Source organism: Rhodobacteraceae bacterium LMO-JJ12, from assembly GCA_021555075.1.
Classification (GTDB): domain Bacteria; phylum Pseudomonadota; class Alphaproteobacteria; order Rhodobacterales; family Rhodobacteraceae; genus JAKGBX01.
In genome coordinates this window covers 1,181,374-1,206,377 of record JAKGBX010000001.1, presented here as the reverse complement: position 1 = coordinate 1,206,377, position 25,004 = coordinate 1,181,374, and the positions used below count along the sequence as shown (strand labels likewise).

Annotated in this window: 23 protein-coding genes; 10 read left to right on the top strand and 13 right to left on the bottom strand. The window is 57.1% G+C overall.

The genetic code is table 11. From position 1 onward, the window contains the following. Positions 1 to 27 precede the first annotated feature (27 nt). Positions 28 to 2,007, bottom strand: coding sequence for a protein meaA (locus LZG00_05790; protein MCF3593505.1), 1,980 nt, complete (start codon positions 2,005 to 2,007; stop codon positions 28 to 30). Positions 2,008 to 2,156: 149 nt separating this feature from the next. Between LZG00_05790 and LZG00_05785 the strand changes: the two genes are divergently transcribed. The 5 genes from LZG00_05785 (at position 2,157) to LZG00_05765 (ending at position 7,645) form a co-directional block, all read left to right on the top strand. Further along, complete coding sequence (locus LZG00_05785; GenBank protein MCF3593504.1) at positions 2,157 to 3,542, top strand: 1-acyl-sn-glycerol-3-phosphate acyltransferase; 1,386 nt, start codon at positions 2,157 to 2,159, stop codon at positions 3,540 to 3,542. A gap of 133 nt (positions 3,543 to 3,675) precedes the next feature. Then, positions 3,676 to 4,968, top strand: coding sequence for a crotonyl-CoA carboxylase/reductase (gene ccrA, locus LZG00_05780; GenBank protein ID MCF3593503.1), 1,293 nt, complete (start codon positions 3,676 to 3,678; stop codon positions 4,966 to 4,968). Positions 4,969 to 5,179: 211 nt separating this feature from the next. Continuing rightward, positions 5,180 to 5,389: a hypothetical protein gene (locus tag LZG00_05775; protein MCF3593502.1), complete on the top strand. Its 210-nt coding sequence runs from the start codon at positions 5,180 to 5,182 to the stop codon at positions 5,387 to 5,389. Further along, entirely contained in the window at positions 5,361 to 6,053 is a 693-nt protein-coding gene (locus tag LZG00_05770; protein MCF3593501.1) for a LuxR family transcriptional regulator, read from the top strand. Before LZG00_05775 ends, LZG00_05770 begins: the two co-directional genes overlap by 29 nt. Before the next feature lie 65 nt (positions 6,054 to 6,118). Continuing rightward, positions 6,119 to 7,645 carry an AAA family ATPase gene (locus LZG00_05765; GenBank protein ID MCF3593500.1) on the top strand — a complete coding sequence of 509 codons (1,527 nt, stop codon included), beginning with the start codon at positions 6,119 to 6,121 and terminating at the stop codon, positions 7,643 to 7,645. A 5-nt stretch (positions 7,646 to 7,650) separates the two neighbouring features. On the opposite strand, the gene LZG00_05760 is transcribed toward LZG00_05765, so the two are convergent. The 12 genes from LZG00_05760 to LZG00_05705 all read right to left on the bottom strand — a co-directional run bounded on the left by LZG00_05760 (position 7,651) and on the right by LZG00_05705 (position 18,251). Continuing rightward, the gene (locus LZG00_05760; protein MCF3593499.1) at positions 7,651 to 8,421 is read right to left on the bottom strand and encodes a TIGR02186 family protein; all 771 of its coding nucleotides are present in this window, start codon (positions 8,419 to 8,421) and stop codon (positions 7,651 to 7,653) included. Continuing rightward, positions 8,421 to 9,344, bottom strand: a complete 924-nt coding sequence (locus tag LZG00_05755) for a sulfite exporter TauE/SafE family protein (GenBank protein MCF3593498.1) — start codon at positions 9,342 to 9,344, stop codon at positions 8,421 to 8,423. Before LZG00_05755 ends, LZG00_05760 begins: the two co-directional genes overlap by 1 nt. Before the next feature lie 106 nt (positions 9,345 to 9,450). Further along, complete coding sequence (locus tag LZG00_05750) at positions 9,451 to 10,416, bottom strand: ABC transporter permease (GenBank protein MCF3593497.1); 966 nt, start codon at positions 10,414 to 10,416, stop codon at positions 9,451 to 9,453. Continuing rightward, positions 10,416 to 11,513 carry an ABC transporter permease gene (locus tag LZG00_05745; GenBank protein ID MCF3593496.1) on the bottom strand — a complete coding sequence of 366 codons (1,098 nt, stop codon included), beginning with the start codon at positions 11,511 to 11,513 and terminating at the stop codon, positions 10,416 to 10,418. Before LZG00_05745 ends, LZG00_05750 begins: the two co-directional genes overlap by 1 nt. Beyond that, a complete protein-coding gene (locus LZG00_05740; GenBank protein MCF3593495.1) occupies positions 11,513 to 13,048 on the bottom strand; it encodes an ABC transporter ATP-binding protein in 1,536 nt (511 codons plus the stop codon). Before LZG00_05740 ends, LZG00_05745 begins: the two co-directional genes overlap by 1 nt. 74 nt (positions 13,049 to 13,122) lie before the next feature. After that, on the bottom strand, positions 13,123 to 14,127 hold the full coding sequence (locus LZG00_05735; protein MCF3593494.1) for a BMP family ABC transporter substrate-binding protein: 1,005 nt from the start codon (positions 14,125 to 14,127) through the stop codon (positions 13,123 to 13,125). Between the two features lie 127 nt (positions 14,128 to 14,254). Beyond that, positions 14,255 to 14,671 (bottom strand): GNAT family N-acetyltransferase, encoded by a 417-nt coding sequence (locus LZG00_05730; GenBank protein ID MCF3593493.1) that lies wholly within the window; start codon positions 14,669 to 14,671, stop codon positions 14,255 to 14,257. Continuing rightward, positions 14,661 to 15,239, bottom strand: coding sequence for a tRNA (adenosine(37)-N6)-threonylcarbamoyltransferase complex dimerization subunit type 1 TsaB (gene tsaB / locus LZG00_05725; GenBank protein ID MCF3593492.1), 579 nt, complete (start codon positions 15,237 to 15,239; stop codon positions 14,661 to 14,663). Before tsaB ends, LZG00_05730 begins: the two co-directional genes overlap by 11 nt. Before the next feature lie 5 nt (positions 15,240 to 15,244). Beyond that, positions 15,245 to 15,808, bottom strand: coding sequence for a NifU family protein (locus LZG00_05720; protein MCF3593491.1), 564 nt, complete (start codon positions 15,806 to 15,808; stop codon positions 15,245 to 15,247). A gap of 103 nt (positions 15,809 to 15,911) precedes the next feature. After that, complete coding sequence (locus LZG00_05715; protein ID MCF3593490.1) at positions 15,912 to 16,367, bottom strand: universal stress protein; 456 nt, start codon at positions 16,365 to 16,367, stop codon at positions 15,912 to 15,914. A gap of 81 nt (positions 16,368 to 16,448) precedes the next feature. Continuing rightward, a complete protein-coding gene (locus LZG00_05710; protein ID MCF3593489.1) occupies positions 16,449 to 17,318 on the bottom strand; it encodes a branched-chain amino acid aminotransferase in 870 nt (289 codons plus the stop codon). Positions 17,319 to 17,411: 93 nt separating this feature from the next. Next, complete coding sequence (locus LZG00_05705; protein ID MCF3593488.1) at positions 17,412 to 18,251, bottom strand: CoA ester lyase; 840 nt, start codon at positions 18,249 to 18,251, stop codon at positions 17,412 to 17,414. A 497-nt stretch (positions 18,252 to 18,748) separates the two neighbouring features. Between LZG00_05705 and LZG00_05700 the strand changes: the two genes are divergently transcribed. From LZG00_05700 to LZG00_05680, 5 genes are all read left to right on the top strand, one after another. Continuing rightward, the gene (locus LZG00_05700; protein ID MCF3593487.1) at positions 18,749 to 19,645 is read left to right on the top strand and encodes a PRC-barrel domain-containing protein; all 897 of its coding nucleotides are present in this window, start codon (positions 18,749 to 18,751) and stop codon (positions 19,643 to 19,645) included. A 234-nt stretch (positions 19,646 to 19,879) separates the two neighbouring features. Further along, positions 19,880 to 20,842 carry a malate dehydrogenase gene (gene mdh / locus LZG00_05695; GenBank protein MCF3593486.1) on the top strand — a complete coding sequence of 321 codons (963 nt, stop codon included), beginning with the start codon at positions 19,880 to 19,882 and terminating at the stop codon, positions 20,840 to 20,842. Positions 20,843 to 21,019: 177 nt separating this feature from the next. Further along, positions 21,020 to 22,546: a hypothetical protein gene (locus LZG00_05690; protein MCF3593485.1), complete on the top strand. Its 1,527-nt coding sequence runs from the start codon at positions 21,020 to 21,022 to the stop codon at positions 22,544 to 22,546. A gap of 233 nt (positions 22,547 to 22,779) precedes the next feature. Next, complete coding sequence (gene sucC / locus LZG00_05685) at positions 22,780 to 23,973, top strand: ADP-forming succinate--CoA ligase subunit beta (GenBank protein MCF3593484.1); 1,194 nt, start codon at positions 22,780 to 22,782, stop codon at positions 23,971 to 23,973. A 494-nt stretch (positions 23,974 to 24,467) separates the two neighbouring features. Next, positions 24,468 to 24,998 carry a hypothetical protein gene (locus LZG00_05680; GenBank protein ID MCF3593483.1) on the top strand — a complete coding sequence of 177 codons (531 nt, stop codon included), beginning with the start codon at positions 24,468 to 24,470 and terminating at the stop codon, positions 24,996 to 24,998. Positions 24,999 to 25,004 lie beyond the last annotated feature (6 nt).

The following is a 25,004-nucleotide window of genomic DNA, read 5'->3' as shown; positions in this document are numbered from 1 at the left end:
ACAAGGGCAATCGTTTCAACGCCGCGCCTACTCCGCTGCTTCAACCTTCGGATCAACCAGCGCCACAATATCCATCATGATGGTGTTCAACTCGAAATCCTTGGGCGTATAGACCAACGCGACGCCGTGTTCGCGCAACCGTTGGGCATCATCTTCGGGAATGATACCACCAACGATTACAGGGATATGGCCCAGCCCTTCTGCCCGCATCTTTGCAAGTGTTTCCTCAACCAGCGGCATGTGCGAACCACTCAGAATCGACAGGCCCACGACATGCGCATCGCGCTCTTTCGCGGCACTTACGATCTCATCCGGGGTCAGGCGAATCCCCTCATATTCAATGTCCATGCCGCAATCACGGGCACGAAAGGCGATCTGTTCGGCGCCGTTGGAATGGCCATCAAGCCCGGGTTTGCCGATCACGAACTTGAGCCGTCGGCCCAACCGATCCGACACCGCATCGACCGCCGCGCGAATCTCTTCAAGCCCTTCGGTCTTGTTCGACACACCGCGCGAAACCCCTGTAGGGCCTCGATATTCTCCGAAAACCGCGCGCATTTGCGCCGCCCATTCTCCGGTGGTGGCCCCGGCCTTGGCGGCCTTGATCGACGGCCCCATGACATTCTCACCGCCCGCCGCCGCCTCGCGCAATTCGCTCAGCGCGGCTTGCACCGCCGCCTCGTCGCGCTCGGCGCGCCATGCGTTCAGCCGGTCGATCTGTTCCTGCTCCACTGCCGGATCGACGGTCATGATCCCGCCATCTCCGGTCATCAACGGCGATGGCTCGCCGTCAGTCCAGCGATTCACTCCGACAACAACGGTTTCGCCCGCCTCGATCCGGTTCAACCGCTCGGCATTTGACTCCACCAGCCGCGATTTCATGTATTCGATCGAGGCCACCGCCCCGCCCATCGCGTCAAGGTTGGCCAACTCGTGGCGCGCGCCTTCTTTCAACGCTTCGACCTTGGCATCAACCGCGGGGTTACCGTCAAAAAGGTCTTCATATTCAAGCAGATCGGTCTCATAGGCCATAATCTGCTGCATCCGCATCGACCATTGCTGATCCCATGGGCGTGGCAGGCCAAGCGCCTCGTTCCAGGCGGGCAATTGCACGGCGCGGGCGCGGGCTTTCTTCGAAAGGGTCACGGCCAGCATCTCGATCAGGATACGATAGACGTTGTTTTCCGGTTGTTGCTCGGTCAGGCCCAGCGAGTTGACCTGCACACCATAGCGGAAGCGGCGGAATTTCGGGTCTTCGACACCATAACGCTCAAGGCAGATTTCATCCCAAAGATCGACAAAGGCCCGCATCTTGCACATCTCGGTCACAAAACGGATGCCAGCATTCACGAAGAAGGAAATCCGCGCCACAACACCGGGGAAATCTTCGGCCGGAACCTTGCCCTTCAGCTCGTCAAGCACCGCTATCGCCGTAGCCAGCGCAAAGGCAAGCTCTTGCTGCGGCGTCGCGCCCGCCTCTTGCAGGTGATACGAACACACGTTCATCGGATTCCACTTGGGCACGTGTGTATAGCAATATTCGGCCACATCCCCGATCAGTTTGAGCGACGGTTTGGGCGGGCAGACATAGGTGCCACGGCTCAGATATTCCTTGATGATATCGTTTTGCACGGTGCCCTGAAGTTTCGTGACATCGGCGCCTTGTTCCTCGGCCACCGCAATATAGAGCGCCAGAAGCCAGGGCGCCGTCGCGTTGATCGTCATCGAGGTGTTCATTTGTTCAAGCGGGATCTGATCGAACAAGCTGCGCATGTCGCCCAGATGGCAGACTGGCACTCCGACCTTGCCCACTTCGCCGCGAGCCAGCACATGATCGCTGTCATAACCTGTCTGCGTAGGCAGATCGAAGGCCACCGAGAGACCGGTCTGCCCTTTGGACAGGTTAGCGCGGTAAAGCGCGTTTGAGGCAGAAGCGGTCGAATGCCCGGAATAGGTACGAATGATCCAGGGGCGATCTCGTTTCGGGTCTTTTTGCGAATGCGACATGGGTAGGCCTCGTGAATCGGTGTGGGCAATTTTCTTGCGTCCGGATGTTGATACTTGGAATATTGTGGCGCTGTCAATTCGCTGCGTTGCGGCATGAGGGTCTCATGCATGCTATTTACCTGTGCGATCATCCCTGCCACGCTGACGCAATGACGAACATGGTTCAAATGCCGCTTTGGTTCCTTCTGTTGATCCTCGCCTTTGCGGCCTATGCGGCTTTGGAAAAGATAATGCTGCCGTCGGTCCGTTGGTTCTTCCGGCGGCGGATGGAGCGTGCGGTGGCGCGCCTCAACGAGAGGCTCGAACGTCCGATCCAGCCATTCAAGCTGGCGCGTCGCTACGATATGATTCAGCGGCTGATCTATGATCCCGAGGTGTCGCGCGCAATCGCGGCGCATGCCGCCGAGGAAGGTGTGCCAGAGAACGTCGCGTTTGAAACGGCGCAAAGATATGCCCGTGAGATCGTCCCTTCCTTCAGCGCCACGCTCTATTTCGGTTTCGCAATCAAGCTTGCCAAGCTGATAAGCACGTCTCTCTACCGAGTGCGATTGGGGCACTACGCCGAACGCAGGCTGGCCGAGATCGACGAGGATGCCACGATTGTCTTCGTGATGAATCACCGATCCAACATGGATTATGTGCTCGTCACCTATCTCGCGGCCGAGCGCAGCGCGCTGAGCTATGCTGTGGGAGAATGGGCGCGGGTTTGGCCTCTGAGCCGCTTGATCAAGTCGATGGGGGCTTACTTCATTCGACGAAAATCTCGCAATGATCTCTACCGCAAGGTGCTTGCACGCTATGTTCGGCTGGCCACTGATGGCGGTGTGATGCAGGCTGTTTTTCCCGAAGGCGGGCTGTCGCTCGACGGCGCTCTGGCCGAGCCGCGTATGGGTATCCTGAAATACATTGTCGAAGGCCATGATGTCGACGCCCGTGACGTGGTCTTCGTGCCGGTTGCACTAAACTATGACCGAGTGTTCGAGGATCGAATACTCATCGCCGCCGGGCAAGAAGGCGCGCGACGGTTTCAGGCGAAAATCTCGCTGATCGCAAAATTTCTGTTGAAACAGCTCTGGCTACGACTGCGAGGGAAATACCACCGTTTTGGCTATGCGGCCGTGAGTTTCGGGGCGCCCGTCTCGCTGCGTGGTTTTCTCAGCGAACACGCTATGCAGTCAGGTGAGACCGTGGCCCCGCTGGCACAGGAGTTGATGCGCCGTATCGGTAATGAGGTGCCTGTATTGCCGGTCCCTTTGGTGGCCACTGCTCTGCTCCGAGCCGAGGTAGCGTTGACGCGCGCGCAGCTTGAGGAGGCTGTTAAGGATCTCATGGCAGACTTACCCAACGCTCATGTTCATATCCCGCGCGATGATCAGAGCTACTGTGTTGAAGTGGGCTTGCGCAACTTACGCCACCGCCGTATCGCCATCGAGCAGGATGGGCTATTTGCGGTTGCATCTGAGGACGCACCGATCATGGCCTATTATGCTGCTTCTATCGCGCATCTTTTTCGCAATCGCAGCGAGGGCGGCTGATTTTTCTGCGACTGCGCGGTTATAAAGTTTCAAAAATTACCGCTCAGGCAATTGCATTATTGCGCCTTCGTCGATATTTCCATGACAAGACGCCGCGATTCTGCGCTGCGGCACGGCCACGAGGGAGTAAGACATGGCTTTGGATACCGAAACCGGGATCGCGGCTTACGACGCACCTGAGAAAGACTTGTATGAAATCGGTGAAATGCCGCCGCTCGGCTATGTCCCCAAGAAGATGTACGCTTGGGCGATCCGGCGCGAACGCCACGGCGAACCGGATCAATCATTCCAACAGGAAGTAGTCGACACCTGGGAAATCGACAGCCACGAGGTGCTGGTTCTGGTGATGGCGGCAGGCGTGAACTACAATGGTGTCTGGGCCGGTCTCGGCGTGCCGATCTCGCCCTTCGACGTTCACAAACAGCCTTATCACATCGCCGGGTCCGATGCCGCCGGGATCGTCTGGCAGGTGGGTGACAAGGTAAAGACCTGGAAAGTCGGCGACGAGGTGGTCGTGCACTGTAACCAGGACGATGGCGAAGACGAAGAGTGTAACGGCGGCGACCCCATGTTCTCGCCGACCCAGCGGATCTGGGGTTATGAGACGCATGACGGATCGTTTGCGCAGTTCACTCGCGTGCAAGCGCAGCAATTGATGCCGCGCCCCAAACACCTGACCTGGGAAGAAAGCGCGTGTTACACTCTGACCCTGGCAACCGCCTATCGGATGTTGTTTGGCCACCATCCGCATGAATTGAAACCGGGTCAGAACGTGCTGGTCTGGGGCGCGTCGGGCGGGCTGGGGTCGTATGCGATCCAGTTGGCAAATACCGCAGGGGCCAATGCGATCGGGGTGATCTCGGACGAGAGCAAGCGTGATTTCGTCATGGCGATGGGCGCCAAGGGCGTGATCAACCGCAAGGATTTCAAGTGCTGGGGCCAACTGCCGACGGTGAATACACCGGAATATAACGAATGGCTGAAAGAGGCGCGCAAGTTCGGCAAAGCCATCTGGGACATCACTGGCAAGGGTGTGAGCGTCGACATGGTGTTCGAACACCCCGGCGAGGCGACATTCCCGGTTTCGACCCTGGTGGTGAAGAAAGGCGGTATGGTTGTGATCTGTGCCGGCACCTCTGGCTTCAACACAACTTTCGATGTGCGTTATATGTGGATGCACCAGAAGCGTTTGCAGGGTTCACATTTCGCGCATCTCAAGCAGGCAGCGTCGGCCAACCGTCTCATGGTTGATCGTCGGCTTGATCCCTGTATGTCAGAGGTATTCCCGTGGGCCGAAATCCCGCTGGCTCATGTCAAGATGTTCAAAAACCAACACAAGCCCGGCAACATGGCCGTGCTGGTGCAGGCGCCGAAAACCGGGCTTCGCACGGTAGAGGATGTGCTGGAAGCAGGAAAATCGCGCTAACAAGTTAAGGTTGTAGCGCAACATTGCCCGCGAATCACCGAGGTGGTTCGCGGGTGTTTTCATCTTTCGGGCGCAAAATACGGGAAATCAAAGCTTTACGAATTCATCACTCGCCATTTTGGGGGAGGAAATATGAGGGAGTTTCGATTAAAATCGACACATGGTAGGGTTGTGTTAACCCTTCATTAAGCATTTGGAAGCGAGACTCATCATGAAAAATGACTGGATTTTGGATGTTCTCGCGGATTTAAAGACATTCGCTCTTTCCAACGGTTTGCCGGTTCTGGCCGAACAGCTTGAGGATACAGCGATCGTGGCCGCCGCCGAGCTTGCGTCCGAAGGCGAAGGACTGCCCAGTGACGCAAAGCCTGAGAAAGAGAAATCTAGACGCAATACTAGAGGACTTGGAACAGGCTGCTGATCCTGTCAAACTTCGCCGGATCGCAGAAAACCTCCGCGACAACTTCGAAATTGATCATCTGATCTATCGCTGGATTAGCCGTTCGGCCAGGCAATATTGCTATGGCACCTATTCCGATGAATGGCTAAATCGCTATCTCGAGAAGGATTATTTGCGCGTTGATCCGGTGGTTCAGGGATGTTTTCAACGGTTTCACCCCGTCGATTGGAAGCGTTTGGACTGGACCGGTAGAGCGGCGCGTGCCTTTCAGGCCGACGCAGTAGAACATGGTGTCGGCAATCAGGGATTTTCTGTTCCCATACGCGGGCCAAATGGGCAATTCGCCCTGTTCACTTTATCGCATCACTGCGACGATCACACTTGGGCTGCCTTTACTGACAGTAACCGGCGTCGTCTGATCCTGATCGCTCATTTATTCAATCACAAGGCCTTGCAATTCGAACCAGAGCGGCCCCCGGAACCGGCACAGACGCTCTCACCCAGAGAGGTTGATGCCATGACGTTTCTTGCCATGGGATACAGCCGAGCCCAGGTGGCCGATACGCTCTCGATTTCTGAGCATACGCTGCGTGTCTACATTGAATCCGCGCGATTCAAACTTGGCGCATTGAATACGACCCACGCGGTTGCACGGGCCTTGTCGCGCGGATTGATTGTGATCTGAACGTGAACGATCCGGATGGAAAACGCTTTGTTGTGATTGGTTTGCCGGGCCGATAATGTCGTTTCATGAACGCTGACCCCATTACATTTTCTCACGATCAGGCCGAGGCTTTTGATCGCATTTCCGAGCAACTGCGGTTGCGGGGCGTCGACATCGAAAACGGCATTCTTTCCCCGGTAACAGAACATGCCGATCTTGTTCTTGGGGTGATGGGCAAGGCGGGATCGGGCAAGACCATGCTGCTTTCGAAGGTGTTTGAAGCATTGGAGGAATGCGGCGTCGAGATCATCTCGGGCGACTATGAGGGCCGCCGCAGGAAAGAACGCCGCTCGGTTGCAATTCTGGCGCCAACCAACAAGGCCGCCAGTGTGTTGCGAATGCAGGGTGTGCCTGCGACCACGATTCACCGAATTCTTTACACTCCGGTTTACGACCCGGAGTATGAACGGATAGCGCAATGGCTGGCGGGCGAAGGGGAACAGCCCGAAATCGAAGGCCTGAGCGAGGTCGCTCTTGCGCGCGCGGCGGCATTTTACAAGCTGAATCGATCCATCCCCGGTGCGCTGGCCACTGCGGGTTTGCGTGGGTCTGATTTCATCACAGGCTGGAAGCGCCGAGACGAGCCGCTCGACATCGGCTTCGTTGATGAGTCCTCAATGCTTGATGACAAGCAGTTCGACGATCTGAAAGAGATCTTTTCCACGCTTTTCCTGTTCGGAGATCCTGCACAGCTCGCCCCCGTCAATCAATCTGGCGCGATGGTGTTTGATCGTTTGGAAGATGACGCGAAGCTGGAGTTGAGTCGCGTTCACCGGCAGGACGCAAGCAATCCAATCCTCGATCTTGCCCATGCGCTGTCTGACCCCGAGATCGGGTTTCAGGAGTTTGAAAACCTTGTCGAAAGCGCTGCCGAAAAAGACGACAGGGTCATCTGGGGTCAGCGTGTCGAGGTTGACCTGATGGCGCGCAGTCCAGTTCTGGTGTGGCGCAACGTAACGCGGATCCGTCTGATCAATGCATTTCGACAGGTTCATGGCGCACCAGAAGACGCGTTGCTGGCTGGTGAGCCACTGATTTGCGACGGTATTGAGTTGCCGTTGAAACACCGCAAGCGACGGCTTGATCTCGAGGCGAGAGGGCTGATCAAGGGGGCGCAGGTGGTCTATCTCGGGCCTGGGAGAAAGCCCGGATTTTCGAGACTGCATGTCGTCGGCGCACCCGATCCGCAGGTTTCGGCAGCCTCAATCGTAAAGATCGAAAAGCCGGACGAAGAAGAACCTTTCATCCCCTTTGCCGCCCGGATGGGAGCGACGTTCCTGCACGGTGCCGCAGTCACGATTCACAAGGCCCAGGGGTCACAATGGGAGAACGTTCAGGTCTTTGCCCCTGATCTCTACGCGGCCGCGCGCATGGGCCGGGTTGAAGCCGGGCAGCCGCTATGGAAACGTTTGGCTTATGTTGCCATCACACGGGCGCAAGAGCGGCTTTTCTGGGTGGTACGCAACCGGCTTTCAAAGCCAACCCAAGCACTCTCCACCGACGATCTTTCAGTCTCGCCCATACCTTTGCAGCTCAGCGAAGAGATCATTTGAGCGGTTTAGCCGCGGCGAAACACCTGGAAGAAGGCCGAGGCTCCCCATCCGGCGATGATCGCGATGGCCAGCGACAGAAGGCCATAGATTAATGGCTGTTCACGCGAGAGATTGAACAGAAAACGTTCCAATCCGACCTTATGAACCTCGATCGAGGTTTCAAAATGCGTGACGACTTCGCCCTTGCGAGTGAGAAAGACTCGGGTCTTGTATGTGCCTTCGGTCAGGTTCGACGGCAAAGCGATAGAGGTCCTGAACAGAGTCTCCTGCTGAACCTCGACCTTGTTTTCAAGCACCTGATAGAGATTGTTATTTCGGCGTATACGGATCACCGCCTCTTTGAAGGCCTCAGCATCTAGAATATGGGAAGGCGCCCCAACCGAACGGATGGCTTGGGGAATTGAAATATGGAAACGCAGATCCTCGGTCCGGCTGATCACCTCTTCGAACGGCGCGCTTGTGGCTACCGCATAAAATGCAGGCGCCGCGTCAATCTCAAGCGCATCTGTGTTGACCCAGATGCCAAATTTTTTCTCCTTGCGCCGCACGGTAAGCGGCAGAGACGGCCCTTCGATGGCTACTACGACACCCAAAGAGCTATCCTCAGGTGCCGGAATATCGCGTTTGATTGCACCAAAAATCAGGATCTCGGAGCCATCGAAATTGGCAGTGATCGCGACGCGGCTCTGGCTGAGGCCAAGCACGACCTCTTCGGCGGCCAACGCAGACGCGAGCGTCAGTAAAAGCCCGAACAAAAGTGCGGCAAGGCGCAGCATCAATGCCCCCCGCCTGTGCCAAGCGAGAAAAGCTCGGCCGGTTGCAACAAGAGATCAAGCGCCAGTTTGCCACAGACCAGCAACACCATCATCGCCAGCAGGATTCGCAATTGCTCTGCCTTGAGCTTCAAGCCGATCCTGGTACCGACCTGAGCGCCGATCACACCGCCAACCAACAGCAAAACAGCCAGCGCCATGTCGACCGTATAGTTGGTCGTCGCATGCAGAAGAGTTGTAAAGCCGGTGACGAAGATAATCTGAAACAGCGAGGTTCCAATAACCACCTTGGTTGGCATTCCCAACAGATAGATCATCGCCGGCACCATGATAAATCCGCCACCAACGCCCATGATTGCGGCAAGAACCCCGACACATAACCCGACAATCAACGGCGGAATGACCGATATATAGAGCCCCGAGGTGCGAAACCGCATCTTGAAAGGCAAGGTATGAACCCAGGTGCGCTGCCTGCGTTTGGGGGCCGCATGTCCGCCCGTCTTGCGCGACCGGCGGATCGCATTCAGGCTTTCAATGAACATCAGCCCGCCGATGATGCCGAGGAAGACGACATAGCAGAGCTTGACCAGCAGATCGACCTGACCCGCCGATTTCAGATAGTTGAACAGCATGACGCCAAACGCTGCGCCAACAAGACCGCCGACCAGCAACACGGTCCCCATCTTGAGGTCAACCGTCTTGCGCCTGAGATGGGCCAGCACCCCGGAAAAGGATGAAGCAACGATCTGATTGGCTTCGGTGGCCACCGCGACAGCAGGCGGAATGCCGATAAAAAACAGGAGCGGTGTCATCAGAAAGCCGCCGCCGACACCAAACATGCCGGACAATACACCAACCAATCCGCCGAGCCCCAGCAAGAGAAAGGCGTTTACGGAGACTTCGGCAATGGGGAGATAGATTTGCATGGCGATAAATAGCGCTGCTCGCTTGGGTAATTCAAGTCACAGAGCGGGTATTTCGGCGCGGGATGTTAAGAGCATTGCAAAACGTGAATATTTTCGCGGTTTTGGGCTACCGTTCTTTCACATATGGCTCGCCTCCGGCCCGTGGCGGAATGGCTTTGCCGACGAATCCTGCGAGGATCACAACCGTCAGGATGTAGGGTAAGGCTTCCATGAACTGAACGGGAATCACCACGCCGCCCAGATCAATGTTCTGAAAGCGCACGCCTATGGCTTGAAGGAGGCCGAAAAGCAGCGTTGCAGAAAGCGCATACCATGGCCGCCACTTGGCAAAGATGAGTGCGGCAAGTGCAATGAAGCCCCGACCGGCAGTCATGTCCTTGACGAAACCTGCTTGCAGCGAGGTTCCCAGATATGCGCCCGCAATGCCACAGAGGACGCCCGCAATGGCAACGGCGGCAAAGCGCAGTCCGACAACCGAAACGCCTGCCGTATCGACCGATTCAGGGTTCTCACCCACCGCGCGCAGCCGCAGCCCGAAGCGGGTGCGAAACAGGATCCACCAGGTCAGCGGCACCGCAGCGAATGCGGCATAGACGAGGATGGTATGGCCCGAGATCAGCTCGCCATAAATCGGGCCGACGATTGGCAGTTCTCTGATCGCCATCACGAATGGCAGGTCGATGGGCTGGAACCGCGCTGCGCCTTGCAAGGAAGGTGTGCGTCCACCCTGCTCGAACCAGTCTTGTGCCACCAAAACGGTGATTCCGGCGGCGAGAAAATTGATCGCCACGCCCGAGATAAGTTGATTGCCGCGAAAGGTGATCGAGGCAAGGCCGTGGATCGCAGATAGCGCCATCGACGAGACAATTCCCGCAAGAAGGCCCAGCCAGACCGAGCCAGAAGTGTAAGCGACCGCGGCGGAAAAGAACGCCGCCATGAGCATCTTGCCCTCAAGCCCGATGTCGAAAATGCCCGCGCGCTCAGAATAGAGCCCGGCAAGGCAAGCCAGAAGCAAAGGCGTGGCCAGGCGAACCGTGCTATCGAGCACTTGAAGAAGAACCATGAAATCCATCACGTCGCCTCTTTTCGGCGCAGTAACAGGAACAGACGCTCCAGCGGCATGCGCACCATATTGTCGAGTGCGCCGGTAAACAGGATGACCAGCGCCTGAATGACCACGATCAATTCGCGCGGAATACTGGTCCAGAGCGCCAGCTCGGCGCCGCCTTGATAGAGAAAGCCGAAGAGCAGCGCGGCGATGAATACACCAAATGGATGGTTACGCCCCATCAGAGCCACGGCAATGCCGATAAACCCGGCGCCTTCGGTCGAGTTGAGCACCAGCCGTTCTGCCTCTCCCTGGGTGGTATTCACGGCCATCAGCCCGGCCAGCCCGCCCGAGATCAGCATCACAATGACTGTAATGCGCACGCTCGATATACCGGCATAATTGGCGCCGGTTTCGGAATGGCCGAAGGCACGGATTTCAAATCCGAGACGTGTGCGCCAGATCAAGAGCCAGACCAGAACACAGGCCAGAAGTGCGAGGAAAAAGGTCACATTCGCCGGGGCACCGCGAAACAAGATGGTATCTGCGGTTGAAAACATGTCGCGGAAGGTGGGCAGATTGGTGGCTTCGGGAAACTTCGGTGTCGCCGGGTCCATCGATCTCGGAGGGCGTAGCACGTTGACAAGCATGTAACCCAACACCGAAAAGGCAATGTAATTGAACATGATCGTGGTAATCACAATATGGCTGCCCCGTTTGGCCTGAAGGTAGGCTGGAACAAAAGCCCAGAGCGCACCGAAAAGCGCCGCGCCAGCAACCGATCCCAGTAGCGCAAGTGTCCAGTGCGGCCAAGGAACATAAAGGCAAACGAGCGCCACACCCAGCCCTCCGAGCATGGCCTGGCCTTCGCCGCCTATGTTGAACAAGCGAGCATGGAAAGCCACCGAGACAGCGAGCCCCGTGAAGATGAAGTTGGTGGTGTAGTAGAGAGTATAACCCCAACCAGCGCTGCGCATGAGCGCCCCTTGGACCATCAGCTTGAAAGCGGCCCACGGGTCTTCTCCGATTGCAACGATGACGATTGCCGACAGGATCGCTGCCAAGAGCAGGCTGATCAGTGGAACCAAAACAGCATCGGCCCAACGTGGCATCTTGTCCATCAGGCGGCCTCCCCATTGATCCCGGCCATCATGAGCCCGAGTTCTTTTTCATCCGTTGCAGCAGGCAGGCGTTCGCCCATGATCTGCCCGTCAAAGATGACCGCGATCCTATCGGCAAGCGACATGATCTCATCAAGTTCGACAGAGACGAGCAAGATGGCCTTTCCGGCATCGCGCAGCGCGATAATCTGCTGGTGGATGAATTCGATTGCGCCGATATCGACCCCTCGCGTTGGTTGCCCGACCAACAGAAGATCAGGGTTACGTTCGATTTCACGCGCCAGCACGATCTTTTGTTGGTTGCCGCCCGAAAAATTCTTGGCCGCAAGGCGCGGGTTTGGCGGGCGCACATCAAAGCGGTTCATCTTGTCCTCTGCCAGCGCAAGCAAGCCGGAATTGTCCATAAGCAGGGCATTGGCCTGATAGTCAGGGTCATGATGATAGCCAAAGGCAAGGTTCTCCCACGCAGCGAATTCCATGATCAACCCTTCGCGTTGGCGATCTTCGGGCACATGGGCGATGCTGCGATTGCGGCGCGATTGGCCATCAGATTCCTTGCCGCTGAGGTCAATCTCCTGGCCGTTCATCCGGATCACGCCCGTCGCTGTGCGCATGCCGCCCAATACTTTCAGAAGTTCGGATTGCCCATTGCCGGCCACACCTGCGATACCCAGAATTTCACCTGCGCGCACATTGAGTGATACGCCCTTGAGACGTTCGACCCCATCCTCATCCCTCACGCGTAGGTTTTCCACCTCGAGCACCGGAGCGCCGGGTTTGGCCGGAGCTTTGTCAACACGCAACAGAACCTTGCGCCCCACCATCAACTCGGCCAGATTCTCGGGGCTGGTTTCAGAAGTCTTGACCGTGGCCACCATTTCGCCCCTGCGCATCACGCTCACCGTATCGGTAATGTCCATGATTTCACGAAGCTTGTGGGTGATGAAAATAATGGTTTTGCCCTCTTCCTTTAGCCGCGCAAGAATGCGGAAAAGCTGATCCGCTTCGGGCGGCGTCAGCACGCCTGTCGGCTCATCAAGGATCAGAATTTCGGCATGGCGATAGAGCGCCTTGAGGATTTCGACACGCTGCTGCATCCCGACGCCGATCTCTTCGATGATGGCGTCAGGGTCTACATTGAGCCCATATTCCTCGGCCAGATCCTGTAGAGCACTGCGCGCCTTGGCAAGAGACGGCTTCAGTAGCCTGCCATCTTCAGCACCGAGGATGACGTTTTCCAGAACGGTGAAATTTTGCACCAGCTTGAAGTGCTGAAAAACCATGCCGATACCGGCGGTGATTGCGGCTTGGCTGTCAGGAATTTCGGTCTTGTGGCCGTTGATGAATATGTCGCCCGCATCGGCCTTGTAGAAACCATAAAGGATCGACATCAGCGTGGATTTTCCCGCGCCGTTTTCGCCCACGATGCCGTGGATCGTGCCGGGCATTACGCGAATGGAAATGTTCTTGTTGGCCTGAACCTGCCCAAAGGCTTTGGAAATGCCCTTCAATTCGATTGCGGGTGCGTCGCTCACAATATTCCCTTCATCTACCAAGCGAAGGCCGCGCGGCGTTTCACCTCGCGGCCTTCGTTAGAGCGGCCCGTATCTCAGAATTTATGGGCGGGGCAGCTGTCGTTTGCATAATAGCTTACAACATCAATCTCACCGTCTATGATTTTCTGACGTGCGTCTTCGGCGGCGGCGCGCATGTCGTCGGTGATCAGCGCCGCGTTATTGTCATCCATCGCATACCCGACACCGTCCTCTGCCAGGCCAAGGACCATGGATGTGCCGGTTTCAAGGTCGGCTCCGGCCTTCATGGCCTCATAGACGGCCACATCGACGCGTTTGAGCATCGAGGTCAGCACCTTTCCGGGGTGCAGGTGGTTTTGGTTGCTATCGACACCAATCGACAGAATGCCTTCATCTGCGGCGGTTTGCAGCACGCCAACACCGGTTCCACCGGCTGCGGCATAGATCACATCGGCACCTTCGCTTATTTGGGCCTTGGTCAGTTCCGATCCTTTAACCGGGTCATTCCAGGCGGCGGGCGTAGTGCCGGTCATGTTCGAGACAATCTTGATATCCGGGTTTTGCGCTTTGGCACCTTGGGCATAGCCACAACCGAAATGACGGATCAGCGGGATATCCATGCCACCGATGAAACCGATTGTGCCGGTTTTTGAGGCCATCGCAGCGAGCAATCCGACAAGGTATGAGCCCTGATGTTCCTGAAAGGCGATCATCAGCACATTGTCGGGGATTTCTGGCAGGAAACCGTCAATATTGACGAACTTTGTATCAGGATAGTCCGGGGCGACTGTTTCCAGCGGCGAGGCAAAGGCAAAGCCGGTGGTGATGACCGGGTTTGCACCCGCTTCGGCAAAACGGCGCAGCGCCTGTTCACGCTGCGCTTCGGATTGGAGTTCGATCTCGAAGAACTTTCCTCCGCTTTCTTCCGCCCAACGGCTGGCGCCGGCAAAGGCAGCTTCGTTGAAGGATTTGTCAAACTTTCCGCCGAGATCAAAGATCAGGGCCGGTTCGGACAGTGCTGCACCGGCGGTCACGGCCAGCGCGGCGGCGGCGCCCAGTAGTTTCTGCATCAGGCTCATTGGAGTCTCCCTATTGGTTATTCTGGGCGGCGGGTTGGCTCTCGCATCGCCCTTGAAGCGAGCAGATCAGTGTTGATCACTTACGATTTAGGACGGAGTTGGCAGGCAGGGTCAACACCAAACTTGTCTAGTCCGTCAACGCTTTGGCCATGACGATTGCATCGGAGTGGCGGCCACCAGACAAAGCGTAATAGCCTTTTCTTAACGCAACGGTTTCAAATCCAGCCGTTTGGTAGAGCCTGAGCGCGCCCTCGTTTTCGCTGTCAACTTCCAGAAATGCCCTGTTAGCGCCCCGAATGATTGCCTGCGCTTCAAACGTTTTGAGGCAGGTGGTGCCATAACCGTTGCGTTGACGGTCGGGATCAGTGGCGAGCGTCAGCAACTCGGCCTCGTCATCCACAGCGCGACCCAGGGCAAAAGCATGCTCTCCGGGACATAGAAAAACGAGCGGGCTTTGCAGCAGGTTGCTGAATTCTTGTGCCGACCAGGGCCGTAAACGGGTAAATGCCCGCGCGTGCAAATCGGCCAGGGATTCAGGCGTCATGGTCAAGGATTTGCGGAGGTTGAAGCCGCGAGGGTGCCGCATCGGCTGGCCGGACATAGAGCGGAACCGGTGGGCTGATCCCCCCACCGCGCGCGGCGATACGGGCGATATTTGTCGCTAGGCGAGCGGGATCTTCCAGCATGGCAACAGGCAGACCGAAGGATTCGACCTGATCTGCCGGGATAAGCTGCGCTGTTTGGTGCGGCGATTTGACATAAAGCTGATCGCGTGGAGCAGAGACGGCGGCAAGCACCGGAACGGCGTGATCAAGCGCAATGGCCGAAAATGTTTCAATGCCGAGAGTTGGAATGTTCAGACTCAGCGCCAAGCCACGCGCGGCGGAAACCGACAGGCGAATGCCGGTGAAATTCCCCGGGCCGACACCAACACCGATTGCAGTAATGTCACCCCAAGTTGTCCCAGCCTCTACCAGCAGTTCTTCAAGTATTGGAACCAGGCGCTCGGCTTGTCCGCGCGTCATCTCTTCCGTTATTACGGCAAGAACCTGTCCGTTGGAGAGCAAAGCGGCCGCACAATGCGCGGCCGATGTGTCAAATGCAAGGATCACGAGGCTCAGGCCACAACAGGGCGAACTTCGGTCACTTCCGGGATGTAGTGACGCAGAAGATTTTCGATTCCCATCTTCAGAGTAAGCGTCGAGGAGGGGCACCCGGCGCAGGCGCCTTTCATGTGCAGATAGACCACTCCGTGATCAAAGCCATGGAAGGTGATATCGCCACCATCTTGCGCCACTGCAGGGCGCACGCGCGTATCAAGCAACTCTTTGATTTGGTTAATGATTGCGCTATTGGGCCCGTTGCTCTCTTCGGCTGGCGCGGCGGTTTCCATACCCTCGGCCATTACTGGCTCACCGGATTGGAAATGCTCCATGATCGCGCCCAAAATCGCAGGTTTCACATGATCCCACTCAATGGCTTCGTCCTTGGTTACAGTGACGAAATCATTGCCAAGAAACACTGCCTTCACACCACTTACAGCAAAGACGCGCGCCGCCAGCGGTGAGGTTTCCGCGCCCACGGTCGAAGGGAAATCAGCAGTGCCGCTCTCCATGACCGATTGGCCAGGAAGGAACTTTAACGTCGCCGGGTTCGGGGTCGATTCAGTTTGAATGAACATGGTTCGCATTCCTTATTTCTTTGATCAGATATGCGACCGGGCCGGACAGATGTCAATGTTTAGAATTATTCTAATCCACGCATGGCACGCATACCTTTTATGATCAGGTGATTGCTTGGATCCGCTCTTTGGACATGTCGCCCGGCACGATCGTGATTGGAATTGTCAACTCACCCGCACTGCGGGTCAGCTGTGTGACAAGCGGGCCAGGGCCTTTTTTGTCTGTTCCTGCGCCCAAAACGAGTACGCCGATCTCGGAGTCTTCGTTCACTTGGGCAAGGATCTCGGTCAGCGGCTCGCCTTCTCGGATCACCAATTCCGGGTCGATATTCTGCTTGTCGCGCATCCATTTGGCAAACACTTCGAAATGGGCTTCGATCCGCTCACGGGCTTCTTCGCGCATGATGTCGCCAACCCCCAGCCAATGATTGAATTCATCCGGTGGGATCACCGCCAGAATCTCGACCCCGCCGCCGGTATTCGACGCCCGCATCGCAGCGAAACGCATCGCGTTGAGGCATTCGCGACTGTCGTCCAACACCACAAGAAACTTGCGCATGATCGGTCTCTCCTCCGAGTTCTTCGGGTAATCATGGGGCAGCGGCTGGTGCAAGGCAACTGGGCACTTGGCCGCGCAGACTCAGCCCCGAGATGCAGCCCAATCCCAATACATCTCACGTATCCGACGGGTCATGGGACCAACCTGATACTGGGTCTCATCAAAGGCCGTGACCGGCGTGACCTTGGACATGTTGCCGCTCAGGAAAACCTCATCCGCATCGTGAAAATCCTCAAACGTAAGAACGGTTTCATGCACTTTCACGCCATCGGCGGACAGGTTTGAGATATGACGCCCGCGGGTGATGCCCGACAAAAAAGTTCCGTTGGCAATCGGGGTGAAAACCTCGCCATCCTTGACCATGAAGACATTGGCTGTGGCGGTTTCCGCGACATTACCCATGGCGTCGGCCACCAGCGCATTGCCAAAGCCCTTGGCCTTGGCTTCCTTGAGCATGCGCGCATTATTTGGGTAAAGGCAGCCAGCCTTGGCGTCGACCACCGCGTCTTCCAGAACCGGGCGTCGAAAACGGGTGCGCGTGAGGGTGGTCGAGGCAGTGGCCGGTGCCATCGGGATGACTTCGAGGCAAATCGCAAAGCCGGTTTCATCGGCTGCGGGCGCGATTGCGCTTGTGGTCATGTCTCCGTCAATGCCCCAATACATCGGGCGAATATAGACGGACTCGGATTTGTCATACATCCCAAGGCCTTCTCGCACGATCTCGACCATCTCAGCGGTCTCGATAGTAGGGGTGAGCATGAGCGCGTTCGCCGAGCGGTTTATCCGCGCGCAATGCGCCTCGAGATCCGGGGAATAGCCATCGAAATACCGCGCGCCGTCAAACACGGTCGTGCCCAACCAGGCACCATGATCCGCAGCGCGCATCACCGCCGGGTTACCTTCATGCCAGGTGCCGTTGAAATAGGTGCGGATGTTACTGCCGACTGCCATGTTCTTTCTCCACTTGCTCAGTCAGAAGGTTAAGCCCGGTGCGCAGCAACGTAAAGAGCCGACGGTGGCACAAACCCTAGCCTTAATGCCCCCTTACAGAGATGCTATGGCACTGGCCATGGCGATCACCTTGCGGGCGGTTTCGACATGCAGGTTCTCGACGATCTTGCCATCAACCACCGCGACCCCCTGCCCGCTGCGTTCGATTTCTTCAAAGGCGTCGATCTGTCGGCGCGCAAGGTCAATCTCGGCTTCCGACGGTGAAAAAGCGGTATTGGTCACATCGACCTGCGCGGGGTGGATCAGTGTCTTGCCATCAAAGCCCATATCGCGGCCCTGTTCACACTCGACCCGCAGACCGTCGTCGTCCTTGAACTGATTATAGACACCATCGACGGCGATCACCCCGTTGGCGCGCGCCGACAGCAACATCATTTGCAGCGAGGTCATCATAGGCAGGCGGTCAGCGCGGCTGCGACAATTCAGCTCCTTGGCCAGATCGTTCGTCCCAGCAACAAACCCCTGCACCGCCGGATGAGCGGCGACTTCCATCGCGTTCCAGATTCCGCGGCAGGTCTCCATCATCGCCCAGATCGGCACATCACCCACCAGCTCGGCCAACGCCTGAACGTCAAGTGCATTGTTAACCTTGGGCAGGAGGACCGCATCGGCCTCCATCTTGGCCACGGCCAGCGCATCCTCGCGCCCCCAAGGTGTGTCGAGCGCGTTGATCCGCACTATGCGGGCGCGGTTGCCATAGCCGCCTTGTTTCAGCGCGGCAGCCAGAGTGGCGCGAGCTTCGACCTTGGCTTCCGGAGTTACCGCGTCTTCAAGATCAAAGATGATCGCATCAACCGGCAGCGTGCGGGCCTTGTCGAGGGCGCGCTCTTTGGAGCCGGGGATATAAAGAACGGAACGATAGGGGCGGGTCATGGCATTCTCCGGGAGATTCTGGTGGGAAATTTTATTGCGCGGATCAAGCATATTTTGTCGCTTTTATTCAAGCCCTAACCTGCTGCAGCGCAGAAACAATCGCATGTTCGAGAAATTGCGCGCTGCGTCACAGACGTTATCACAATCATGGCACAGGTTTGCCGCAAACGCTGAAGCCACATCAGGGCCGACTCGCCAACGCGCTTCGACCGCACGGCAAACGAATTGTCCACGCCCGCCATCACCGACTTGATAGCCAGTTCCAGTATCGCCCTCGTGGCGAATGCCGCGCCCGAGCCGATCCCGTGCTCGGGCAGCGCGCGACTGTGGCCGCCCCCGCTGTCCGGACCAGACTCATCGGATCATGCTAGGGCGGAGCGGCATTTAGCAAAAAACTTTTCGCGGTATCGGAACCTTTGCACCGCAGTTCTCGTTGTCAGGACATCAAACGAACGGCGCTCGAAATGAGTGTCAAGATGATCAAGAAGGAGAGAAACATGAAACGTTTTCTGACAACGACCGCTCTCGCCCTGACTCTCGGGACCGCGGCAATCGCCGAATCCCACATGGCCATGGATTGGAGCGCGGCAATGGAACCCCAAGCGGGTCAATTCTATGGCTCCGACCTGATTGGGATGCGGATCTATCGCGCTGAAACCGACTATGACAACTGGTCGACAGTAAATGCCGACGCCGAGCGCGAATGGGATGATATTGGCGAAGTCAACGATCTGATCATCTCCAAGGAGGGACAGGTCGAGGCCGTAATACTGGGTATCGGCGGCTTCCTCGGGATGGGCGAACATAATGTTGCCATCAAGATGGACTCCATCCGCGTTCTACATGAAGAGGACAATCCCGACGACCGTTTCCTGGTGGTTAATGCCTCGAAGGAACAGCTCGAATCGATCCCACAATACGAGCGTCAAACAGGCATGACTGCAGAGCATGACAATACCGCCAGCATGAATACCGATAATAACGCCACCGGTACCTTGAATAACGAAAGCAGCGATACCGCCAGCATGAATAGCGATAGCAGCGATACCCCGATGGTGCCGGCGCTACAGCGGCCCCAGGTCAACCGCGACGGCTATGATGAGGTGCAGATGAGCGATGCGCAGCAAATCAACGCCGAACAGTTGCAAGGTTCACGAGTCTACGGCGCCAACGATGAAGATCTCGGCGAGATCTCAAACCTGGTGATCGACGAAGGTAAGTTGACCCACGCGATTGTCGATGTTGGCGGGTTCCTCGGGATGGGCGAAAAGCCTGTGGCCGTGGACTTTGAGAAGCTTCAGATCCTCAAGGGCCAAGATAGTGACGAACTACGCGTCTACATGGATGCCACAGAAGAGAGCCTGAAGGCACAGCCTGAGTATACGTCGCAGTGATAGCAGCATTCGGGCGGGTCCGTCCTGCGTGCGCCTCCCCGCGCGGCCGATTGTCCCACAGCCTGCCCGATATCGGCCGCCCCTTTCCCCGGGGCGGCCTTTTTGTGTGGTCTTGCGCCTGTCCGGGCGCTTTGACGTCCGTGGTGAAGCGTCTCAGTCACACCACACCGCTTGCGCGTGGCAAGGCGATTGGGTAGCTACGGGGCGAAATTCACATATCCGGAGAGAATTCCCATGGCCAGATCCAAAATCGCGCTGATCGGCGCCGGCATGATCGGCGGCACGCTCGCCCATATGGCGGCAATGAAAGAGCTCGGCGATATCGTCCTGTTCGACATTGCCGAAGGCATCCCAGAAGGTAAGGCGCTGGACATCGCCGAAAGCGGCCCGTCGGAAGGCTTTGATGCGTCCCTCAAGGGCACACAGGATTATGCCGATATCGCAGGTGCCGATGTCTGCATCGTTACCGCAGGCGTGCCGCGCAAGCCCGGCATGAGCCGTGATGATCTCCTCGGCATCAACCTCAAGGTTATGAAATCGGTCGGCGAAGGCATTGCTGCGCATGCGCCGAATGCTTTTGTCATCTGCATCACCAACCCGCTTGATGCGATGGTCTGGGCATTGCGCGAATTCTCGGGTCTGCCGCATGAGAAAGTCTGCGGTATGGCTGGTGTGCTCGACTCGGCGCGCTATCGTCACTTCCTGTCTGAAGAATTTGGCGTCAGCATGCGCGATGTCACCGCCTTTGTCCTGGGCGGTCATGGCGACACGATGGTGCCGCTGGCACGTTATTCCACCGTGGGCGGTATCCCGCTGCCCGATCTGGTGGACATGGGCTGGACCACGCAAGAGAAGATGGACGCGATCGAACAGCGCACCCGCGATGGCGGCGCCGAGATCGTTGGCTTGCTGAAAACCGGTTCGGCCTACTATGCGCCGGCCACATCGGCGATTGAAATGGCCGAGGCTTATCTCAAGGATCAGAAGCGCGTGCTGCCCTGTGCGGCCTATGTCGATGGCGTCTATGGCCTGAAGAACCTCTATGTTGGCGTGCCCACCGTGATCGGCGCGGGCGGCATCGAGAAGGTCGTTGAGATCAAGCTCAACAAAGACGAACAAGCCCAGTTCGACAAATCGGTGAGCGCCGTGAAGGGCCTTGTGAAAGCCTGCAAGGAAATTGACAACTCGCTGGTCTGAACAAGCCACAGCAAAGAAATTTTTGAAAGGCACCGGCCGCCAACCCGGTGCCTTTTTCTTTGGCTCAATGATTGGAGAAAGGCGGCGTCGGGTTGAACAATCCCTGCACCTCGGGCCATTGTTGCGTTGATTGGGCGGCGGACTCGACGGATTCGTGAATGCAACAGGTGGTTTATCATGTTTGGAAAATTGAAACGAACAAGCGCCATCGCGGCCATCAGCGCAATATTGTCGACACCCATCGCGGCGCAGACCGAAGCGCAAAGCGAACTGGCGCTGCGCGGGCTCGACGGGCAGATTGCAACGCTTGAAGCGCGCGGCGATGCCAACCTGTTTGAAATGGGCGCGCTCAAGACGCTGCGCGCGGTCGAGAAAAGCCTTCAGACACGTTACGAATATGGCCTCGGCGATAATACGCTCAACATGCCGTTGCTGCGTTTGCGGGTGAACGGGCGCGGCAATCCTGCGGCGAAACCGGCGGGGCCGGAAACGCTGAGCAACGTTATCAAGACCTTCCTCACCGATATGGACGACGTGCGCGCGACGCTGCAAGAGGCGGAAGCGGCGGGGGTTGAACCCTTTGTGCTGGCACTGGGCGATATCTGGTTTGATGTCAATCTCAACGCGCGCCGGGATAAGGGCGAAAGCGCAACTGAAATGCTGGGGCCGATATTGCTGGGTCGCGGGGCAATGCGTGACATGGCCAAAGAGGGCATGCCGCGCTTTGAGGTGCGCTTTGATGCGGCCGACCACGCCTGGCTGACCGCCTATAGCCATATGCTTTCGGGTTTTGGCAATCTCTACATGGCGTTTGATCCGACGCCAATTTTCGCCCGTCTGGCCGAGGGGCGCGAGGCGTTGAAACAGGCACCGCGCCTGCCGGAGTATTACAATCTTGCCGAAGTGACGGCAGAAATCGCCGCGCTGAAGGCCGAAGAGGCGCGTTTTGATACCGAAATCAAGGCCCTGCGTGAAGCACGCAAGCCGATCGACGATGAAATCCGTGACCTGCGCAAAGACAAGAACAAGCCCGAAAACCGGGGCAAGCGTGACGAGATCAATTCACAGATCAAAGCCCTGCAGACAAACCTCGGCCCGATGCGTCATGAACAAAGCCAACTCGCCCGCGCCCAACGCCTGGTGCGGGGCGAATTGCGCTCTGCCGAGGCCAAGTTGCCCGGTGGCGGCGGTGATATGAGGCGCCAGATCGGAAACTTTCGCCCGACATTAGACGCGATCTATGTGCTGGTGGCGGCATTGAAACAGCAACCCGACGCGGCGCACATACAGGCCGCGATGACCCATTGGCGCTCCATGCTCGCCGAGAACCGCAAGCTCTGGACCATGATCGAAGCCGAGACGGATGATGACCGTGAATGGATTCCCAACGCCCGCCAGACCCCTGCCCTACCGATCGAGATGGACCCCGGCATGGTCGATGCATGGCAAGGCGTGCTGGACGATGCCGAGGCGGTGTTGACCGGACGCCTGTTGATTCCGCATCCGATGCTGCCCGCCGGGTATGGCATCAGCTTGGCGCATTACGAACGCTATCCGACACCGATCGACCTGATCGAAGCGATCCATGGTATCGGATTTTTTGCACACAGCGCCAGAGGCCCGATGATCACGCCGCAACGCTGGCAGGCGTTCGACCGTCTGGCGCGCGGACGTGGTGGCGTATTCTCAGTGTTTTTCAATTGATCCCGAAAAGCACCCTGCAACGCGCGCACGCCATATTGTGATGCATCGCCAATGATTCTTGTCGCGAATAGAATGGCCGCTTTGGCGATGCGCATGTGATCACACGATTTCCCGCTGTGATCACAAATACACTAAAAAGCAACAAATTGCCGTTTTCTTTGGGATAATGCTTAGCTTTGCGCAAACCATATGCCACTAGCACCTAGACGAGAAGCAACCAACAGGTAAGCCCGATGAATATCCATGAATACCAGGCGAAGGCTCTTCTTCGCTCCTATGGCGCCCCGGTGTCCGACGGACGCGTTGTGACCCGAGCGGAAGACGCCAAGACTGCAGCCGGCGAGATGGACGGCCCGCTCTGGGTGGTCAAGGCGCAAATTCATGCGGGCGGCCGTGGCAAGGGCCACTTCAAGGAAGCCGATGCTGGCGAAAAAGGCGGCGTGCGTCTGGCCAAATCGGTCGAAGAAGCCGCCGAAGAAGCCAAGCGGATGCTGGGACGCACGCTTGTGACGCATCAGACCGGCCCGGTAGGCAAGCAGGTCAACCGGATCTATATCGAAGATGGTTCGGGCATCGAGAGCGAACTCTACCTCGCCCTTCTGGTTGATCGCCAGAGCAGCCGCGTGTCATTTGTCTGCTCGACCGAGGGCGGCATGGACATCGAAGAAGTCGCCGCTTCGACACCGGAAAAGATCCTTTCGTTCAGCGTTGATCCCGCCACCGGTTATCAGGCGTTCCATGGTCGCCGCATCGCCTTTGCCCTTGGCCTCACCGGTCAGCAGGTCAAGCAATGCGTTTCGCTGATGGGCACACTCTATAAAGCGTTCCTTGAAAAAGACATGGAGATGCTTGAGATCAACCCGCTGATCGTCACCGACAAGGGCAGTCTCAAGGTACTGGACGCCAAGGTCAGCTTTGACGGCAACGCGATTTATCGCCATGCCGACATTGCCGAGCTGCGCGACACCTCCGAGGAAGACCCCAAGGAGCTTGAAGCCTCCAAATATGACCTCAACTATATCGCTCTAGATGGCGAAATCGGCTGTATGGTCAACGGTGCCGGCCTTGCCATGGCGACGATGGACATCATCAAGCTTTATGGTGCCGAACCTGCCAACTTCCTCGATGTTGGTGGTGGCGCCACCAAAGAGAAGGTGACCGAGGCTTTCAAGATCATCACCTCTGACCCGCAGGTCAAAGGCATTCTGGTCAACATCTTCGGCGGCATCATGCGCTGTGATGTGATTGCCGAGGGCGTTGTGGCGGCTGTGAAAGAGGTCGGCCTCAAAGTGCCGCTGGTGGTGCGTCTGGAAGGCACCAACGTGGCCGAGGGCAAAGCCATCATCCAGAACTCCGGCTTGAACGTGATTGCGGCGGATGACCTCAAGGATGGCGCCCAGAAGATCGTCAAGGCGGTTAAGGGGTAACGCATTGTTTCCGGTTCTCCCATCACCAGCTTGGATGAGTTGGGCCATTTTCGTTCTCTATTTCGGAGGCCACATTGTGACAATCGTGCTCGGCCGCCCGCAATGGACGAAATATGTTTTGATGGGACAACTGGGAATCATCGCAGCGCTCACGCTACGCGCCGTTTTATTCGTGCCAAATGCGCCCGACTATGCCGGCCTCGCCCTTTACTCAATTGCGTTCTTTATAATCGCTGCATTCGGGCACATTCTGTCCAGTCTGAGCAGCCGGTGGTTATGGAAACGCAAATCTCACTCCGCCTTCGGGTAGAACAAGAAACATGGGAAAGCTTAAATGGCCGTAGTTATCGAGAAAAACAACAAGGTGATCGCGGCAGATGACCTCAAAGTTGCTGCGTTGAACAGCGTGAGACAGTCACGGAATGAGGCCTAGAATGGGCATTTTCACCACCATGCACCACGGCTACCGCGACGCAAGGAAAAGGATGAATTGGATGACTCTTAGACACTTGCTCGCAACTGCGATGGGTTTCGGCATCTCGACAACTGCCGCCCTTGCGCAAGACGGTTTTGCAAATCCCTTTCTCACGGGTGCGGCCATGTCTCAGGCCTGCATGTTCAACACGCTCGATTTTGACGCTGAATATGCCGAGGCGATTGCCGTGTTCGAGGGTGCGAAATTGCCTGTCACCGTAGCTCAGGAGGGCAGCGTGGTATACGGCACACCCGGCGGCGCTTCGCTGGTGCTGAACCGCAAGGTTGATGAAATCGCCTGCGCCCTGATGCTTCCTGCAGCCATTGGAACGCATGAGTATTACAAGGTCTTGGAAGGTCAGGTCGGTCCAACTTTCAAAGCCACCCATCCAAATCACATCGATCAGGTATCTGACGATCCTTCCCCGCATGTTGATGGGCATGATTGGGTCGCCAGCTATCCTGGCCAAATGCACCAAGCGGTCTCGCTCAGATGGAACACAGACAGCGGCATCGTCCTCGCCATCGGTTTCAGACAACTTTACGAATAACAGGCG

Coding starts and splice junctions, on each gene's coding strand:
- LZG00_05790 (MCF3593505.1), bottom strand. CDS start 2,007: ATGTCGCATTCGCAAAAAGACCCGAAACGAGATCGCCCCTGGATCATT.
- LZG00_05785 (MCF3593504.1), top strand. CDS start 2,157: ATGACGAACATGGTTCAAATGCCGCTTTGGTTCCTTCTGTTGATCCTC.
- ccrA (MCF3593503.1), top strand. CDS start 3,676: ATGGCTTTGGATACCGAAACCGGGATCGCGGCTTACGACGCACCTGAG.
- LZG00_05775 (MCF3593502.1), top strand. CDS start 5,180: ATGAAAAATGACTGGATTTTGGATGTTCTCGCGGATTTAAAGACATTC.
- LZG00_05765 (MCF3593500.1), top strand. CDS start 6,119: ATGAACGCTGACCCCATTACATTTTCTCACGATCAGGCCGAGGCTTTT.
- LZG00_05760 (MCF3593499.1), bottom strand. CDS start 8,421: ATGCTGCGCCTTGCCGCACTTTTGTTCGGGCTTTTACTGACGCTCGCG.
- LZG00_05755 (MCF3593498.1), bottom strand. CDS start 9,344: ATGCAAATCTATCTCCCCATTGCCGAAGTCTCCGTAAACGCCTTTCTC.
- LZG00_05750 (MCF3593497.1), bottom strand. CDS start 10,416: ATGGATTTCATGGTTCTTCTTCAAGTGCTCGATAGCACGGTTCGCCTG.
- LZG00_05745 (MCF3593496.1), bottom strand. CDS start 11,513: ATGGACAAGATGCCACGTTGGGCCGATGCTGTTTTGGTTCCACTGATC.
- LZG00_05735 (MCF3593494.1), bottom strand. CDS start 14,127: ATGAGCCTGATGCAGAAACTACTGGGCGCCGCCGCCGCGCTGGCCGTG.
- LZG00_05730 (MCF3593493.1), bottom strand. CDS start 14,671: ATGACGCCTGAATCCCTGGCCGATTTGCACGCGCGGGCATTTACCCGT.
- LZG00_05720 (MCF3593491.1), bottom strand. CDS start 15,808: ATGTTCATTCAAACTGAATCGACCCCGAACCCGGCGACGTTAAAGTTC.
- LZG00_05715 (MCF3593490.1), bottom strand. CDS start 16,367: ATGCGCAAGTTTCTTGTGGTGTTGGACGACAGTCGCGAATGCCTCAAC.
- LZG00_05710 (MCF3593489.1), bottom strand. CDS start 17,318: ATGGCAGTCGGCAGTAACATCCGCACCTATTTCAACGGCACCTGGCAT.
- LZG00_05705 (MCF3593488.1), bottom strand. CDS start 18,251: ATGACCCGCCCCTATCGTTCCGTTCTTTATATCCCCGGCTCCAAAGAG.
- LZG00_05700 (MCF3593487.1), top strand. CDS start 18,749: ATGAAACGTTTTCTGACAACGACCGCTCTCGCCCTGACTCTCGGGACC.
- mdh (MCF3593486.1), top strand. CDS start 19,880: ATGGCCAGATCCAAAATCGCGCTGATCGGCGCCGGCATGATCGGCGGC.
- LZG00_05690 (MCF3593485.1), top strand. CDS start 21,020: ATGTTTGGAAAATTGAAACGAACAAGCGCCATCGCGGCCATCAGCGCA.
- sucC (MCF3593484.1), top strand. CDS start 22,780: ATGAATATCCATGAATACCAGGCGAAGGCTCTTCTTCGCTCCTATGGC.
- LZG00_05680 (MCF3593483.1), top strand. CDS start 24,468: ATGACTCTTAGACACTTGCTCGCAACTGCGATGGGTTTCGGCATCTCG.